The organism is Winogradskyella sp. ABM4_392 (genome assembly GCF_056160445.1).
The window spans coordinates 241775-256920 of the sequence record NZ_JBSWXE010000001.1; the positions used below are offsets into that span (position 1 = coordinate 241775).

Annotated in this window: 18 protein-coding genes and 1 tRNA gene; 12 read left to right on the forward strand and 7 right to left on the reverse strand. The window is 32.7% G+C overall.

Features of this window, described 5'->3' with window-relative positions; genetic code table 11:
* Positions 1-8: 8 nt before the first annotated feature.
* Together ACXAFS_RS00935 and ACXAFS_RS00940 are read left to right on the forward strand one after the other, a co-directional pair.
* Entirely contained in the window at positions 9-791 is a 783-nt protein-coding gene (locus tag ACXAFS_RS00935) for an alpha/beta fold hydrolase (protein ID WP_475304695.1), read from the forward strand.
* Positions 784-1554, forward strand: a complete 771-nt coding sequence (locus ACXAFS_RS00940) for a 3-hydroxybutyrate dehydrogenase (RefSeq protein WP_475304696.1) — start codon at positions 784-786, stop codon at positions 1552-1554. The genes ACXAFS_RS00935 and ACXAFS_RS00940 overlap by 8 nt, the downstream gene beginning before the upstream one ends.
* Positions 1555-1725: 171 nt before the next feature.
* Here the strand turns inward: ACXAFS_RS00940 and ACXAFS_RS00945 are convergent, their stop codons facing one another.
* Positions 1726-2058: a single-stranded DNA-binding protein gene (locus ACXAFS_RS00945; protein WP_475304697.1), complete on the reverse strand. Its 333-nt coding sequence runs from the start codon at positions 2056-2058 to the stop codon at positions 1726-1728.
* A 238-nt stretch (positions 2059-2296) separates the two neighbouring features.
* On the opposite strand from ACXAFS_RS00945, the gene ACXAFS_RS00950 reads away from it, so the two are divergent.
* The 5 genes from ACXAFS_RS00950 to ACXAFS_RS00970 all read left to right on the forward strand — a co-directional run bounded on the left by ACXAFS_RS00950 (position 2297) and on the right by ACXAFS_RS00970 (position 5716).
* Positions 2297-3013 carry an HNH endonuclease gene (locus ACXAFS_RS00950; protein ID WP_475304699.1) on the forward strand — a complete coding sequence of 239 codons (717 nt, stop codon included), beginning with the start codon at positions 2297-2299 and terminating at the stop codon, positions 3011-3013.
* Between the two features lie 487 nt (positions 3014-3500).
* The gene (locus tag ACXAFS_RS00955; protein WP_475304700.1) at positions 3501-3860 is read left to right on the forward strand and encodes a hypothetical protein; all 360 of its coding nucleotides are present in this window, start codon (positions 3501-3503) and stop codon (positions 3858-3860) included.
* Positions 3861-4117: 257 nt separating this feature from the next.
* The gene (locus tag ACXAFS_RS00960; RefSeq protein ID WP_475304702.1) at positions 4118-4420 is read left to right on the forward strand and encodes a CPCC family cysteine-rich protein; all 303 of its coding nucleotides are present in this window, start codon (positions 4118-4120) and stop codon (positions 4418-4420) included.
* A 107-nt stretch (positions 4421-4527) separates the two neighbouring features.
* Positions 4528-5124 (forward strand): hypothetical protein, encoded by a 597-nt coding sequence (locus ACXAFS_RS00965; RefSeq protein ID WP_475304703.1) that lies wholly within the window; start codon positions 4528-4530, stop codon positions 5122-5124.
* Positions 5125-5194: 70 nt separating this feature from the next.
* A complete protein-coding gene (locus ACXAFS_RS00970) occupies positions 5195-5716 on the forward strand; it encodes a hypothetical protein (RefSeq protein ID WP_475304704.1) in 522 nt (173 codons plus the stop codon).
* 40 nt (positions 5717-5756) lie between these two features.
* Here ACXAFS_RS00970 and ACXAFS_RS00975 read toward each other — a convergent pair whose 3' ends face one another.
* Complete coding sequence (locus ACXAFS_RS00975; RefSeq protein ID WP_475304705.1) at positions 5757-5906, reverse strand: hypothetical protein; 150 nt, start codon at positions 5904-5906, stop codon at positions 5757-5759.
* A gap of 316 nt (positions 5907-6222) precedes the next feature.
* Between ACXAFS_RS00975 and ACXAFS_RS00980 the strand changes: the two genes are divergently transcribed.
* The gene (locus ACXAFS_RS00980) at positions 6223-6573 is read left to right on the forward strand and encodes a DNA gyrase inhibitor YacG (protein ID WP_475304706.1); all 351 of its coding nucleotides are present in this window, start codon (positions 6223-6225) and stop codon (positions 6571-6573) included.
* Here the strand turns inward: ACXAFS_RS00980 and ACXAFS_RS00985 are convergent.
* Positions 6570-7052 carry a CBS domain-containing protein gene (locus ACXAFS_RS00985; protein WP_475304707.1) on the reverse strand — a complete coding sequence of 161 codons (483 nt, stop codon included), beginning with the start codon at positions 7050-7052 and terminating at the stop codon, positions 6570-6572. The two genes, ACXAFS_RS00980 and ACXAFS_RS00985, sit on opposite strands and share 4 nt — an antisense overlap.
* A gap of 111 nt (positions 7053-7163) precedes the next feature.
* Between ACXAFS_RS00985 and ACXAFS_RS00990 the strand changes: the two genes are divergently transcribed.
* Positions 7164-7973 carry an NAD(P)H-binding protein gene (locus ACXAFS_RS00990; protein WP_475304708.1) on the forward strand — a complete coding sequence of 270 codons (810 nt, stop codon included), beginning with the start codon at positions 7164-7166 and terminating at the stop codon, positions 7971-7973.
* Positions 7974-8042: 69 nt separating this feature from the next.
* Positions 8043-8747 (forward strand): hypothetical protein, encoded by a 705-nt coding sequence (locus ACXAFS_RS00995; RefSeq protein WP_475304709.1) that lies wholly within the window; start codon positions 8043-8045, stop codon positions 8745-8747.
* A gap of 70 nt (positions 8748-8817) precedes the next feature.
* Here ACXAFS_RS00995 and ACXAFS_RS01000 read toward each other — a convergent pair whose 3' ends face one another.
* Entirely contained in the window at positions 8818-10884 is a 2067-nt protein-coding gene (locus ACXAFS_RS01000; protein WP_475304710.1) for a M13 family metallopeptidase, read from the reverse strand.
* A gap of 190 nt (positions 10885-11074) precedes the next feature.
* On the reverse strand, positions 11075-11602 hold the full coding sequence (locus ACXAFS_RS01005) for a hypothetical protein (RefSeq protein ID WP_475304711.1): 528 nt from the start codon (positions 11600-11602) through the stop codon (positions 11075-11077).
* Positions 11603-11768: 166 nt separating this feature from the next.
* Here ACXAFS_RS01005 and ACXAFS_RS01010 point away from each other — a divergent pair, with 166 nt between their 5' ends.
* Entirely contained in the window at positions 11769-12722 is a 954-nt protein-coding gene (locus ACXAFS_RS01010) for an NAD-dependent epimerase/dehydratase family protein (RefSeq protein ID WP_475304712.1), read from the forward strand.
* Between the two features lie 55 nt (positions 12723-12777).
* Here the strand turns inward: ACXAFS_RS01010 and ACXAFS_RS01015 are convergent.
* Both ACXAFS_RS01015 and rseP read right to left on the reverse strand, forming a co-directional pair.
* Positions 12778-12851, reverse strand: a tRNA-Asn gene (locus ACXAFS_RS01015).
* Positions 12852-12923: 72 nt separating this feature from the next.
* Positions 12924-14267 carry an RIP metalloprotease RseP gene (gene rseP / locus ACXAFS_RS01020; protein ID WP_475304713.1) on the reverse strand — a complete coding sequence of 448 codons (1344 nt, stop codon included), beginning with the start codon at positions 14265-14267 and terminating at the stop codon, positions 12924-12926.
* 194 nt (positions 14268-14461) lie between these two features.
* Here rseP and ACXAFS_RS01025 point away from each other — a divergent pair, with 194 nt between their 5' ends.
* Positions 14462-15136 carry an SCO family protein gene (locus ACXAFS_RS01025; protein WP_475304714.1) on the forward strand — a complete coding sequence of 225 codons (675 nt, stop codon included), beginning with the start codon at positions 14462-14464 and terminating at the stop codon, positions 15134-15136.
* Positions 15137-15146 lie beyond the last annotated feature (10 nt).

The window sequence follows — 15146 nt, forward strand, 5'->3', positions numbered from 1 at the left end:
TCTAGAAGATGTCAAAAATTAAAGTCAATGACATAAGCCTAGACTATGAAGATTATGGTAGTGGTAAAGTACTACTTATGCTTCATGGTTTAGGTTCAACAAAAAAAGACTGGGATGCCCAAGTACCGTTTTTCTCTAAAAATTTTAGGGTTATAGCTGTAGATCTTAGAGGACATGGTGATTCTACAAAACCACAAGATGCATACGGAGTACCTTTGATGACCGAAGATATTAAGTGCTTTTTAGATGCTTTGGATATTAAAAAAGCAACTCTAATAGGTTTCTCTATGGGAGGAGCTGTGGCTTTTGACTTTGCAGTAAAGCATCCTGAGTATTTAGATAACCTTGTAATAGTCAACAGCGGTCCAGATTTTAATGATATGGGACAAATAGGCGAAGACTTACTCAATGGTCGTACAAAGTTTCTAGAAACCAAAGGTCTTGATGCTTTGGCCAAAGAAATTTCATATAACATGTTTCCTGAGGCATCTCAAGTAGATTTAAGAAACGAATTTGAAGAACGTTGTAAACAAAACGATTACAATGCCTATTACAAATCCTTTACTACTTTAATGAATTGGGGTTTAGGCAAAAAGCTAAAAGAGATAAAAACCAGAACATTAGTAGTAGCTTCAGACATGGATTATACACCAGTTTCTTTTAAAGAAGAGTATGTCTCAAGACTACCAAACGCAACATTAGTAGTCATAAAAAACTCAAGACATGGTGCAGTTATAGATCAACCAGAGGCTTTTAATAATGCGTTGCTAAATTTTTTAAACGATGAATAGAGTTGCACTTATTACAGGAAGCACAAGTGGTATAGGCCTTGGTATTGCAAAACATTTTGCAAAAGAAGGTTACGATATTATGTTTCATGGTTTAGAAAAAAATGGCGGTGAGATTGCGCAGTCTGTAGGTGAGGAACACGATGTTAAAACTTCGTTTTCTAATGCTAATATGTTAGAAGCAAAAGCGATAGAAAATCTAGTAAAACAAACGATTGAAACATTTGGTGGGCTTCATATATTAATCAACAATGCTGGTATTCAATTTGTATCTCCTATTGAAGAGTTTCCAAATACTAAATACGAGAACATCATTGCTATAAATATGAATGCCGCTTTCTATGCATCTAAAGCAGCTTGGCCTCAAATGAAATCGCAAAATTTTGGTAGAATTATCAATATTTCTTCGGTTCATGGTTTAAGAGCTTCAGAATACAAAACTGCTTATGTAGCAGCAAAACATGGTGTTATTGGCATGACCAAAGTAATGGCATTAGAAGGTGCAAACCATAATATAACATGCAATGCTATTTGTCCTGGTTATGTAAAAACACCTTTGGTAGAAGGGCAAATAAAAGACCAAGCCAAAGCGCATGACATGTCTGAAGAAGAGGTTGTCGAAAAAGTAATGCTAAAAAAACAAGCTGTAAAAGAGTTTGTACCATTAAAGGCTATTGCTGATATGGCATTGTTGTTAGCCAAAGATAGCTCTACAACAATTACAGGTACATCTTTTGCGCTAGATGGTGGGTGGAGCGCACAATAAACAAGGAGCAGTATTATATAATTTGATATGAGTTAGTTAATTGGGAAAAAGTATTATTTCAAATTATTAAATACAAATTGTGAGTGTAAACTTGCAATATATTAAGACATCAGAAGAATCTTTTAAGTGTTTCATTTATCTTCTGATGTCTATTTTTATATGATTATACTTTTATTTTCCTAGCATTAACAACTCATTACAAACTACTTCGGTAGTGTAGCGTTTCATGCCATCTTTATCTTCCCAAGAGCGTGTTGTTAGCTTACCTTCAATGGCTACTTCTTTACCTTTGGTTACAAATTTCTCAACGATTTGAGCCGTTTTTCCCCAAGCTACAATATTGTGCCATTGTGTGTCTGTTACTTTTTCTCCATTAGCATTTTTGTAACTTTCGTTAGTAGCGATAGAAAACTTTGCCAGCATTTTACCAGACTCAAGGTTAATGATTTCTGGATTGTTTCCTAAATTACCAATCAACTGTACTTTGTTTTTTAATGTGTTCATGTGTTCTAAATTTTATGTGTTAAACAGTTAATACAATTGAACCTCTAATGATTCAACACTGCAAAGATGAGATGGCTAACAAATTTTAGTCGGTAGTTACCTATTTAATTTCGTTTGTAAATGTTTGTAGTCGTTTGTAAATGTATAATGCTTTGTTATTAGAGGCTTTTGTTGTAGATTTAAGTGTGTTTATAAAACTTACTTATATATCGTAGTTGTGCACAATTAAAACCAAACTATGGCAATCACTGATAAATTTGACAATTACTTAATCGCCGAAGTAATAAAAGCGTATCTGATTGACGGAAGAAGCCATAGGAATATTCAAAGAGAAATACTTGATTTACCAGCACCTGCTCGAGGTGGTGGATTTGTAGTAATGGAATTATTACATCATTTCAATATTCGCGGAGATAGAAAAGGTATTTTAAACAAACATTCAATTTCAGAACTTCGGGAAAATAATGATTCAGATTTTACAAAAGCCTTAGATATTATCGACGAACTGAATATTGTAAAAGAGGAAGCAGAAAAATACTTTGTGCGAAATCAAGAAATTAATAAAAATAATAATCCGACTGAATCAAAAAGCGAAATCAAAGTACGAGCTTACCAAAATAAACTAAGAGAAATAGTATTGGACAATTACAATTCGACTTGTGCAATTTGCGAAATAAACAAAACGGACTTGCTTATATGTAGCCACATTAAACCTTGGACTGTAGATAAAGAAGAAAGGTTAAATCCAAAAAACGCGATTTGTTTTTGTGTTTTACACGACAAAATGTTCGATAAAGGATATTTTTCGTTGGACTCTGAATACAATATTATTTTCGGAACAAAGTCTGACGAACAAATTGAAAAGCTTTTGACTGGTTTGAAATTTAAAAAACCGAAAATCAATGAACCTGATGAATCATTTTTGGATTATCACTTTAATGAAATATGTAAATAACTGTGCACAACAACGGCTATAGTTCATTACGGCTGAAATTCCTAATCGGAATTTCGAGCCTTTTTGCTAAATTTATGGTTACGGCGGAATGATACTCGCGTACCATTCCGTAACGAAACCATAGCCAAAACCGTTACCCAACATTTGACAAAACATTGAACATTACATTTCGAAACATAAATTGGACTAAAAAAAGCGGAATTCTGATTATCGGAATTTGTTTGATAGGAATGTTACTAAATTATTTTGTTGAATTCTACCGAGGAACTTGGATTTATCAATATGGAAGTCTGATTTCGTTGCTTCTTTTTTATGGTGGGGTTTTCTGTTCATTAATCAACACTATATTTTTGATTTCAAAGCATAAATCTGAATTAAAAAATAATCTGATTTGGATTTTGGTAAGTGCTATCCCCTTTTTGTACATAACAATAATGATGACCATAGCATTTACAGCTAATTACGAATTGGAACGGAACTTTTGACTATGAAACAAAGACCTATATTAATTTCAGCTATAATTCTGACCTTGATAATTGAACTAATCTTAATTATTTTAGTTTATAATAAGGTTGAAACTGAAAGACTACCTTCCCAAATTGGGAGACTGACTTTTCAACTTATTTTAATATTTTGGGTGTTGAGCAGTAAATTCAATGTTGGATTATTTTTATTAGCTGGTTATCACATTGTTTCGGGAATATTTGGATTGAGTTCCAAAGGTTCGACTGAATTGTTTGGACAAATATTAATTGGATTTCACATCATAATCGGAATAGTAATTTACTTTCACGATTGGATTGAAAACAAAATCGGAATAAAAAAAATGTTGGGTAACAATGTATAACCGCAATAACGGCGGATTCGACTACGTCCGAATCCACTCGGAATTGCTAACGTCAGTGCTAAACCGAAAATCATTAACTTTAAATCCGTAACTGACAGTTATACGAGACCGTTACAAGCAATTAAAATGAAAAATCTAATTTCAATATTACTGCTTAGTATCATTTTAGGATGCAATAGTCCTGTGAAGAAATCGGAGAACACTTTTGAACAAGAATTTGAAGAGACCTTTAAAGACGAATTAAAGAACTTGAAAAAATGGAGGAATCAGGCGATTGGAAAAAAGTAGAGCCTAGTGGTGGAGAATTTCAATGTCCTTGCTGTGACTACTTTACATTAAGCAAAAGAGGCGAATATGAAATATGCCCAATCTGCTTTTGGGAAGACGATGGAATTGATTTAACTGAAATTGATAAACATTCAGGCCCTAATCATATATCCTTAAGAGAAGGACGTCTGAATTTTGAGAAATATGGTGCTTGTGATTCAATAATGATCAAAAATGTGATAACTAAAGATCAGAGAGAGAACTTCAAATTTGAAAAAAGAAAAATAAAATAACCGCCAACAGCAATGGATATAAAGCTTAGGCCTTACTATCCACGCCGTTCCTACGCTTCATAAACGGAACGTTAATAGAAACGTTAGAACAAAAACTAAAAGAATTAATGATAAACACTTTTTTAAGAGCTAAACATTGGCAATTATTTATTACAATGTTAGGAATACCTTTACTTTGTCAATTTTATTTTATGTTCAGTATATTTTCGGAATTTGAAACGAAAACAAATCCTGACATCAAAAATATCATGAGTTTTTTCCAATTTTTTCCAATAATAATGATTCTTTTTACTGGAGTCTTTTTCGGATGGTTTTGGTCAATTGCAATTGGACTTCAAAAAAACATTTCAGAGGAAAATAAGCATAATGTGAAAAGATTTAAAATCTTATTTTTTATCCCTCTCTTCTATACCATTTTCTTTATGATTTATTTGAGCCGTCTTTATTCTGGAATCGGAACAAATCTATTCCCTAATGGAGGCTTAATACTTGCTATAATTTTACCATTTCATCTGTTCTCAATGTTTTGCATTTTCTACTCAATGTATTTTGTTGCAAAGACAATTAAAACTGCTGAATTACAAAGAAAAGTTGGATTTGGTGATTTTGCCAGTGAATTCTTCTTGTTATGGTTTTACATTATTGGAATTTGGATTATTCAACCCAAAGTGAATAAACTTTATGAAAAAGGAAACATTGTATAACCTTACACTTTTCGTATTTATCCGTAACTGATAGTTATACAAGAGCATAATATATAAGTTGATAAACGCAATGAAATTAGAAATCCCATTTAACGAAAGTATCTATTCAGAACAAACTACATTGAACTTTAACTTGGCTTGGGATGAAAATCTTAAGAAGAATAAAAAAAGACTTTATTGGGCAATTCCTTCCATAATTTTTGGTGTATTTTTAACCTATCAAGAGAATTATTTAGGGTTCTTATTTTTGGGAATCGGAATACATTATATAATAAATTTTTACGATTATTACAGTTATTATAAAACGAATAAGACTAAATATTTAGAGCTAGTCAAATCAGAAATTGATGGGCAAAAATCTGCAAACCAAGATTCGATTTGGGAATTTAAAGAAGACTATTTTCGATACAAGTATTACAAATATGATGCGAAATTTAAATGGAATGCTTTTAAAGGTTATAGAATAATTGAGAAAAATTTATTTCTCGACCTTGAAGTTGGAAATAACTCATCTTACATTTTGGGAGAATCAGAAGTCGGAAAAGAAAAGTTTGAGGAAATAATTGAATTTGTTAAAAAGAAATTTGAATAAAATCTCGTTTACAATAACAACTATAAATAATTACTAATTCTCACCCATTATGTCTGTAATAAGAAAATCCACAACGCTCACAAGGATAACTTGGGTGGCCAATAAATTCACCGCAAGGCTCTGTATGCCCAGAATAATTTAATTCAATATTAAGGTTTTCTGTCTCTGGTTCTAAAACTTGTAATGTCATAACTAAAAGGTTTTAATGATTTATACACTTATATCGAAATCATTAAAAAATGTCATCAAAATTTAGAAGTATTTGTTGATCTTAACTAAATATTAGGAAACAAAAAAAGCACCTCCTAGCAGAGGTGCTTTGTGTTAGCTATTAATTTTAATAGTTCAATGGATTATATTAAGATTTCCCTTATAAATCTTAACGCACCAAAAATAAAGAATAATAATCAGATACATGGTAAAATTTTATAAGAAAAATCTTTCAGTTTAATTACAAACGTTTGTAAACGAATATTTTGTAATTTGTATTATTCAAAAATCAGCTTATGCATAGAACGTGTCCTGAATGTGGAGATAGAATTATTGGTCGCATTGATAAAAAGTTTTGTAGCGACAGTTGCAGAAATGCACATAATAACCGTATTAACAAAGACTCTAAAAATCTAATACGCAACACCAATAATAGGCTAAGAAAAAACTACAGAATTTTAGAAGCGTTAAATCCTAACAAAAAGACCAAATGCTCTAGAGCCAAACTCATAGAAAAAGGGTTTGACTTTAACTATTTTACAAGTATATACACCACAAAAGCAGGTGCTATATATTACTTTGTATATGACCAAGGTTATCTTCCCTTAGAAGGAGATTATTATGCCTTAGTAAAACGAGATGATTAACCTTTTGTAGTACTATTCCAGTTCTCACCTTTAAGTTGTAAGGCGGCTTTAAGAATATCTTTCTGGCTAATCTGGCCTACCAACTTACCATTTTCTACAATAGGAAAACGTCTTCGTTTAGAGTTTAAAAACTTATTAGCTGCGTCAAAAACGTCCATATTACCATCAATAGTTTCTACATCTCTTGCCATGCGTTTTTCTACATTATCGTGTTCTAATGGCATATTATAATACCGACTTTCACTTAGTTGTTTTAGACAGTCCCCTTCTGATATAATACCTACCAATTCTTGCCTCTCATTAACTACTGGTCCACCAGAAATTTTATACTTTATCAAAGACTCTACCACTTCTTGTACCGTTTGGTCTGGTTTAAACGTTATAAGATTGGTCGTCATGTAATCTCTTACTTTTAGTGCTGTTGCTGGTGCAGTATTCTGTTGTTGCTTGCGTGCACCTTGAAAACTTTTTATTCCCATAACATTTAATTTTAGTGTTTATTTAAAGTTACTGAAAATTAATCGGTTAGCAAAATGAAAAAAATCTTAAGCAATTGTTATGTATTTTTATCTTAAAATTTTTATCGCATCTTGAAGACACAAATTAGCATTATTGGTTGTGGTTGGCTCGGTTTTGATTTAGCCCAAAGCCTTATTAAAGAAGGTTACCACATTAAAGGCTCAACTACCACAAAAGATAAGCTAATAAAGTTAGAAAATGCCAATATTGAAGCCTATCACATTCAACTAAATGAAAATGGTATAAGTGGTAATTATATTGATTTTTTAAAAGGAAGCGAATCGGTTATCATTAATATTCCTCCTGGCTTAAGAAGAAATACTAATAAAAATCATGTGGCTGAAATACAGCATTTAATGGATGCTATAACATCTCAAAATATCAAAAACATTATTTATGTAAGCTCTACTTCTGTTTTTAAAGACGATACCAATTTCTCAACTTACAACGCTGATTCTGTCCCAAATGCAACATCCAACAGTAGTAAGCAACTTATTACTATTGAAAACATGCTTAAGGAAAACACCAACTTTAATACTACAATTATTCGTTTTGGTGGTTTATTTGATGCGCAGAGACATCCTGCCATGTACTTAGCTGGTAGAACAGACCTTTCAAACCCAGATGCTCCCGTGAATCTTATTCACAAAGAAGACTGTATTAACATCATTTCTCTAATCTTAAAAGATAATATCTGGAATCATATTTTTAATGCAGCATTTCCTGATCATCCTACCAAAAAAGAATACTATACTGCCTTTTGCAAACAACATCAATTAGACCTGCCGCAATTCAACACTTCAGAAAAAAGTGAAGGAAAAATTATTGCAAGCACCAAAGTGGAACAACTTTTGAACTACAGCTTTAAACAGGCACTATAGAAATTAATAGTTTATTAAGAGCTATATTCTCAAAATTTTATAGTTTTAGCCCTCAAAATTTTATTTATAATGAAACAAATTACAATTGCAGTTGTTATGCTTTTCTCGGTAAGTGTTTTTGCCCAGACTAATGCAGATTTAAAAGCACACTACGAGGCTTATTACAAGGAGATGAAAAAGCAAGGTGATGTACAAGGTATTATTAATGCATTAACGCACCTTAATATACTAGAGCCTTCGGTAGCAAGAAAAGACACGTTAGCTTATTTATACCTTTCTGAAGGTAAATATATGCAAGCTCTAAACACTATTGGTGTAGAAAAAAATGCTTCAGATTCTGATATGAATGTTGAAGTAAAAGCTTTAGCACTTAAAAATCTTAATCAGCCAAAACTAGCCTTAGAGCATTATGAGATTTTATTTCAAAGAAGTCCAAATGTATATTTAGCTTATGAAATGGCTGATATGAAAATTCAAGTAAATGATTTAGCCGGTGCAAAATCTAATATTGAATATGGTTTGGCTAATGTAAAAGACGACATGAAACGAGCTTTCTACGAAACTCAGCAACCTTATGAAACGTCTATGAAGGCTGCGCTTCTTTGTTTAAAAGGTTTACTAACGTTTACCGAAAACAAATCAGCTAACATTGATGCTTCCATAAAGCTTATGAACGATGCACTTGCTATAGATCCTAATTTTAATTTGGCAAAAGTTAGTAGACAAGCATTAGAAAGTCAAAAAGCGCAACAAGCTGCTGCTAACAAGAACTAAATTCTTTAAAAATATTGAATAAAAAAAGCTGCCCAATAGGCAGCTTTTTTAGTTTTAATTCATCTTTAGTTTACCATATTCTTACACGCTCTTCTGGTGGTAAGTACATAGCATCACCTTCTTTAATATCAAATGCTTCATAAAAAGCATCAACATTCTTTAAAGGCTGTGTAGCTCTAATATGACCTGGAGAATGTGGATCTGTATTAATTTGCGTTCTTAAAGCTTCATCTCTAATAAGTGTTCTCCATACTGTTGCCCAAGACATAAAGAAACGTTGTTCTGGTGTAAATCCATCAATATCATCAGGTCTTCCGTTTTCTTTATAGTATAATTGTAATCCGTCATAAGCACCTAGTACTCCACCTAAATCACCTATATTTTCTCCTAAAGTAAAAGGACCATTAACATAAACACTATCCAATACTTCTATCGCAGAGTACTGGTCTGCTAATGCTTTTCCTCGCTTTTCAAATTCAGCTAAATCTTCAGGTGTCCACCAATTATTTACATTACCATCACCATCAAAACGCGCACCAGAATCGTCAAAGGCATGAGAGATTTCATGGCCAATAACAGCACCTATTCCACCATAGTTTACAGCTTCATCTGCTGTGTAATTGTAGAAAGGAGGTTGTAAAATTGCTGCTGGAAAAACAATCTCATTGTTTAATGGATTGTGATAAGCATTTACCATTTGTGGTGGCATTCCCCATTTTGTTTTGTCAACAGGCTCGTTGATTTCGCTTAAGTTTTTGTTTTGAGACCATGCACCTACAGCCAACATGTTTTCAGCATAAGAATTTCCTTCTTTTACTTGTAGATCTGAGTAATCTTCCCACTCATCTGGATAAGCAATTTTCACAGTAAACTTATCTAGCTTTTCAATGGCTTTCTTTTTGGTTTCATCACTCATCCAATCTAAATTGGTAATTCTGTTTTGAAAAGCCGTTATAACATTTTCTATCATTTTCTCAGCCTTCTCTTTTGCTTCTGGTGGAAATTTTGCCTGTACGTAAAGTTGACCTACAGCCTCACCTACACTTCCATCTACAGTGCCTAAAGCACGTTCATCTGCAGGACGCATCGCTTTAGAACCGTTTAAAGTTTTTCCATAAAACTCCCAATTGGCTTTTTCAATTTCTGTAGTTAAATAACCTGCTGCACCGTTTAAAGTACTCCAGTCCATCAAGGTTTTAATGTCTTCTATTGGTGTTGACTTTAAAAATGCATCCATAGCTTTCATATACTTTGGCTGCATTACCAAAAGCGTATCTACTTTCTTTTCAATTCCCATATCGTCCATAAACTTTTGCCAATTGATAGATGGTGCCATTTTTTGTAAATCAGCAACTGATGTTGGGTTGTTGAAATTTCTAATATCTCTACTAGCAACTTTATCTAAACGAGGTTCAGCAAGCTGTGTTTCCATAGCAAGGATTTTCTCAGCCGCAACTTTAGCATCAGCTTCAGAGTAATTAATGTATTGAAGCATTCTTGCTACATGGTCTACATACTGACCTCTGATTTCTTTAGTTTTTTCGTCTTGATCTAAATAATAATCGCGCTGTAACCCTAAACCTGCTGGGAACAACCAGGCCATATTCATACTACTGTCATTAAGTCCAGGATTAGAAGCTATTCCTGCAAATGGCGCTCCTACTCCTAGTGTTGAAGCATAAACTGTTTGCATATCGTTTAAGTTCTTAATACCATCTATTTTGTCTAATAATGGCTGTAATGGTTTAATACCAGCTTCATCTCGCGCAACTGTATCTAACTCAGATTCAAAAATCAACAATGCTTTTTGCTGGTCTGAGCCTTCTTTGTATGTTCCTAATTCTTTAGATGTATTTAAGATATTTAATACATCTTTTCTAGTAGATTTACGCAAAACACCAAATCCTCCCCAACGTGTTTCATCGTCTGGAATGGTATTGGTTTCTAGCCATTTTCCGTTAACATACTTGTAAAAATCTTCTTTTGGACTAACGCTTGTGTCCATATTTTCCAAAATAATACCTGGAATTTTCTCTTCTGCCATGGCAGTGTCTTTCTTGGCTTCTTCCTTACATCCTAATACAGTAAAGAAAGCCAAACCTGATATCGCTAGAACGCGACTAAGATTGGTTTTCATATGTTTTTAATTGTTTGATTAATTATGGTCACATGCAATTCGCTATTGATCATTCTAGAAGACGAATGAATTAAGAATATGCGCGTGTCATAATTTGGTTTTAGTTAATTCGAGTTAAACGTAATTAGTAATAAGACCGTTAGAACAAATAAATGTTACAACATTAAAAAACTTTAACACAAATAAAGTTCTAGAATTCCGACTTTATTTTCTCATATAAATCGCGCTCTAACTTCTTATTTATTTGATAATTAAGATTAGAAAATGCGACTAACACTTCTTTTACACTTTGTAGTTTTAGTTGGTCGTCTATGTTATCTAGTATTAAATTTTCATTTAACCGTAAAAGTGTAGTTTCAATAATTGCAGTTCTCGATACGATAGGATTTGTTTTAAGTAAACTCGGAGTTTGTTTTTTAAACTCATCAATGAACTTTGTGAGTAGCTCCTTATCTCCATTAAAAAATGACAAATCTGCTTTTTTGAGATAATTAATCTGTATGGCCAATTCTTGATATTTTTCCCAATCTGCCACAGCTTTTTCACCTCTTGGGCTCAATACATAATCCGTGTATTTAAAACCTTCTATTGCTTTAGCTGTAATAACTGGTTGTTGAGTCGTATTTTCTTCAGTAGTATCTTCAGAAGACAACTTATCATCACCACAATTTATGAATAGGAGAAAACATACATTAAGAAGGAAAAATCCAATTCTCATAACCGCTTTTATTTGATGTAAATATACTTAAACTATTATTTTCAATTCATAGTATATTCTTAAAATATAGATTATCAACTTTTTACTTAAACATCGTTTTTTTTGAAAATTTTAATTTTTGAACATCTAAATTCTTCATATTTTTGAGAATACTTTAATTACACTTATGCCTTCTAGAATATTAATCATTGGAGCCTGTGGACAAATAGGCACAGAACTAACCACCAAGTTAAGGGAAATACATGGTGTTGAGAATGTTATTGCCAGCGACATTAATACCCGAAAATTAGATTTAGTAAACTCTGGTCCTTTTGAAATTATTGATGCCAAAAATTTTAATGCCATCAAAGATTGTTGTATCAACTACAATATCGATACAGTCTATCTTATGGCCGCGCTTTTAAGTGCAACAGGTGAAAAATATCCTATGGAAGCTTGGGATCTTAACATGAATTCGCTTTTTCATGTTTTGAACTTAGCGAAAGGTGGCACCATTAAAAAAGTATATTGGCCGAGTAGCATTGCTGTCTTTGGGCCAACAACTCCAAGAGACCATACACCTCAGCACACGATTTGTGAACCAACCACTGTATACGGCATTACCAAACAAGTTGGTGAGCGTTGGTGCGAGTATTACCATAAAAAATATGGTGTTGACGTGAGAAGTATTCGTTATCCTGGCATTATTAGCCATAAAGCTATGCCTGGAGGTGGTACGACAGATTATGCTGTTGAGATTTATCATGAAGCCATCAAATCTGGCAGATACGAATGTTTTCTTTCTGAAAACACAAGCCTACCTATGATGTTTATGGACGATGCCATAAAAGCAACTATAGATTTAATGGAAGTACCTTCTGATAATTTAAGTATTAGATCATCTTATAATCTTTCGGCGATTTCATTTACACCAAAAGAAATTTTTGAAAGCATAAAGCATCACATTCCAGACTTTAAAATTACTTACAAACCAGATTTTAGACAAGCTATTGCTGATAGTTGGCCATCATCAATTGATGATTCTGTGGCACGAAACGATTGGAATTGGCAACATAGTTTTGACTTGAATGCAATGACAAAAGTGATGCTGGAGGAATTGAAGAAGAAATATAATTCTTAAAAACAAGAAGATAACATAAACAAAAAAGCCTGATAAAATTATCAGGCTTTTTTTGCTCCTCAGGTTGGGCTCGAACCAACGACCCTCTGATTAACAGTCAGATGCTCTAACCAACTGAGCTACTGAGGAAGGTGTTTTTTCGCTTTAGCGAGCGCAAATATAAATTATTTTTTAATCTCTGCAATATGAAAACTTATTTTTTTATTGTGTAATTGCTTTAAATATATCGTTACCGTTTGCAAACAATACTAACGCTATTAAAATAAAGAACCCAACAATTTGCGCACGCTCTAAGAATTTTTCGCTTGGTTTACGACCAGACACCATTTCATAAAGTAAAAACATTACGTGTCCTCCATCTAATGCTGGTATTGGTAATAAATTAAGTATCGCTAACATTATAGATAAAAAGGCTGTTAATCCCCAAAAATATGGCCAACTCCAAACTGGTGAAAATTGATCGTAAATTGCTTTAAAACCTCCTAAACCTTTATAAGCTCCTGTGCTTGGATTAAAAATAGCCATTAATTGGTCTCCGTAATTGCTAATGGTTTTAGTAAACTTTCTCCATCCAGCACCAAAACTCTCACCAAAGCTATACTCTTTTCTAAAGATGTCATAGTACCCTAACTCTTCAAAACGTTTTGGGTTATTATAAGGTCTTATTCCAAATCTACCTTCATTATCAAGCTGAAGCTGCATTGTAGATTTGGTATTGTCTTCATGAAGAATTTCAGTGGTTACACTAGTGTTTTTTAAGTCACCTCTCACTTCATCAAGCTGATCATAATATTTTAAAGGCTTGCCATTAATACTTGTAATAACATCACCTCTTTTTAAGCCTTTATCTTTGTTTAAAGAAGAGTCAGCAACTTTACCAACCATAAATGGTATACGGTATTCAAAATTAGTTTTTACACCACTTGCAGAATATTGCCCTAAAAAATCTTCAGGTAAATCAATGGTTTGTTCTTTACCATCTCTACTTATTGTGATAGACTGGGCTTTAATCAAGTTAAAACCAATGTCAGAATCGTTAATAATTGGCTCATCGTTTATAGCTAAAACCTTGTCTCCTGTCTTAAACCCTAAATCACTTAAGAGTGGGTTTTCTATTGAATAACCGTCTTTTAAGCTTTCAACTTTAACATCAGAATCACCATAAACAAAGGATATGGCTACATAGATAACATATGCTAAAATAAAGTTTACCGTTACACCACCAAGCATAATAATTAAACGTTGCCAAGCAGGTTTAGATCTAAACTCCCAAGGCTTTGGTGGTTGTGCCATTTGCTCTTTATCCATGCTCTCATCTATCATTCCGGCGATTTTCACATAACCACCTAAAGGCAACCAACCAATACCATAAACGGTATCACCGATTTTCTTTTTGAATAGTGAATACTTTACATCAAAAAAGAGATAAAATTTTTCGACCTTAGTTTTAAAAAGCTTTGCTGGTATAAAGTGACCCAACTCGTGTAATACAATAAGAAGGGATAAACTTAGTAAGAATTGGGATATCTTAATTACAAATTCCATGTAGTCATTTTCAAATTTCGATTGACAAAAGTAATGTTTTCAAGGCATTTAGAAAATAATTGTATTTCCAAACAGAATATTTTTAACAAGGAATTATAAATCACTGTCTTACAGTACTACATTTCTGTTAAAAAAATTCAAGAAAATTTACCTTAATCGTATCTTTGCAACTCATAATTTTTGAAGCTTAATCTATGTCTTTCCTCTCTTTTTTTAAAGAATATAAAAAATTTGGAATTTTCTTTACCGTATTGTCACTTATCATACTAGCAATTATCTATAATGTTCTTAATGTTCCTACGCCTCTCCCTATTTATCAACCTGCTATGGTGAGTGAAGAGTTGGTAGATAGTACTATTCAACATCAGGCAAAATACCATAAGATTGCAGATTTTAGTCTACTTAATCAAAATGGTGATATAATTACACAAGACACCTACAAGGATAAAATTTATGTTGCTGATTTCTTCTTTACAACGTGCCAAACTATTTGTCCGATAATGACCGACCATATGTACCAAATACAAAAAGAAATTATTAGTGATGATGAAGTGATGCTACTTTCGCACTCTGTAACACCAAAAATTGATAGCGTTGCACAACTAAAAAAATATGCCAAGAAAAAGGGTGTCATTGACCGTAAATGGAATTTAGTAACAGGTGACAAAAAACAGATTTATGAATTGGCAAGAAAAAGTTACTTGGCTGTAAAAACAGATGGTAATGGAGATGAGTATGATATGATTCATACCGAAAACTTTATGCTCATTGATAAGAACCGTCAGATAAGAGGCTTTTATGATGGCACCAATCCTGAAGACATCAAAAAAATCCTTGAAGACATCAAAATCTTAAAGCAAGAAGATTAAATTCTTCTAA

Coding starts and splice junctions, on each gene's coding strand:
- ACXAFS_RS00935 (WP_475304695.1), top strand. CDS start 9: ATGTCAAAAATTAAAGTCAATGACATAAGCCTAGACTATGAAGATTAT.
- ACXAFS_RS00940 (WP_475304696.1), top strand. CDS start 784: ATGAATAGAGTTGCACTTATTACAGGAAGCACAAGTGGTATAGGCCTT.
- ACXAFS_RS00945 (WP_475304697.1), bottom strand. CDS start 2,058: ATGAACACATTAAAAAACAAAGTACAGTTGATTGGTAATTTAGGAAAC.
- ACXAFS_RS00950 (WP_475304699.1), top strand. CDS start 2,297: ATGGCAATCACTGATAAATTTGACAATTACTTAATCGCCGAAGTAATA.
- ACXAFS_RS00955 (WP_475304700.1), top strand. CDS start 3,501: ATGAAACAAAGACCTATATTAATTTCAGCTATAATTCTGACCTTGATA.
- ACXAFS_RS00960 (WP_475304702.1), top strand. CDS start 4,118: ATGGAGGAATCAGGCGATTGGAAAAAAGTAGAGCCTAGTGGTGGAGAA.
- ACXAFS_RS00965 (WP_475304703.1), top strand. CDS start 4,528: ATGATAAACACTTTTTTAAGAGCTAAACATTGGCAATTATTTATTACA.
- ACXAFS_RS00970 (WP_475304704.1), top strand. CDS start 5,195: ATGAAATTAGAAATCCCATTTAACGAAAGTATCTATTCAGAACAAACT.
- ACXAFS_RS00975 (WP_475304705.1), bottom strand. CDS start 5,906: ATGACATTACAAGTTTTAGAACCAGAGACAGAAAACCTTAATATTGAA.
- ACXAFS_RS00980 (WP_475304706.1), top strand. CDS start 6,223: ATGCATAGAACGTGTCCTGAATGTGGAGATAGAATTATTGGTCGCATT.
- ACXAFS_RS00985 (WP_475304707.1), bottom strand. CDS start 7,052: ATGGGAATAAAAAGTTTTCAAGGTGCACGCAAGCAACAACAGAATACT.
- ACXAFS_RS00995 (WP_475304709.1), top strand. CDS start 8,043: ATGAAACAAATTACAATTGCAGTTGTTATGCTTTTCTCGGTAAGTGTT.
- ACXAFS_RS01000 (WP_475304710.1), bottom strand. CDS start 10,884: ATGAAAACCAATCTTAGTCGCGTTCTAGCGATATCAGGTTTGGCTTTC.
- ACXAFS_RS01005 (WP_475304711.1), bottom strand. CDS start 11,602: ATGAGAATTGGATTTTTCCTTCTTAATGTATGTTTTCTCCTATTCATA.
- ACXAFS_RS01010 (WP_475304712.1), top strand. CDS start 11,769: ATGCCTTCTAGAATATTAATCATTGGAGCCTGTGGACAAATAGGCACA.
- rseP (WP_475304713.1), bottom strand. CDS start 14,267: ATGGAATTTGTAATTAAGATATCCCAATTCTTACTAAGTTTATCCCTT.
- ACXAFS_RS01025 (WP_475304714.1), top strand. CDS start 14,462: ATGTCTTTCCTCTCTTTTTTTAAAGAATATAAAAAATTTGGAATTTTC.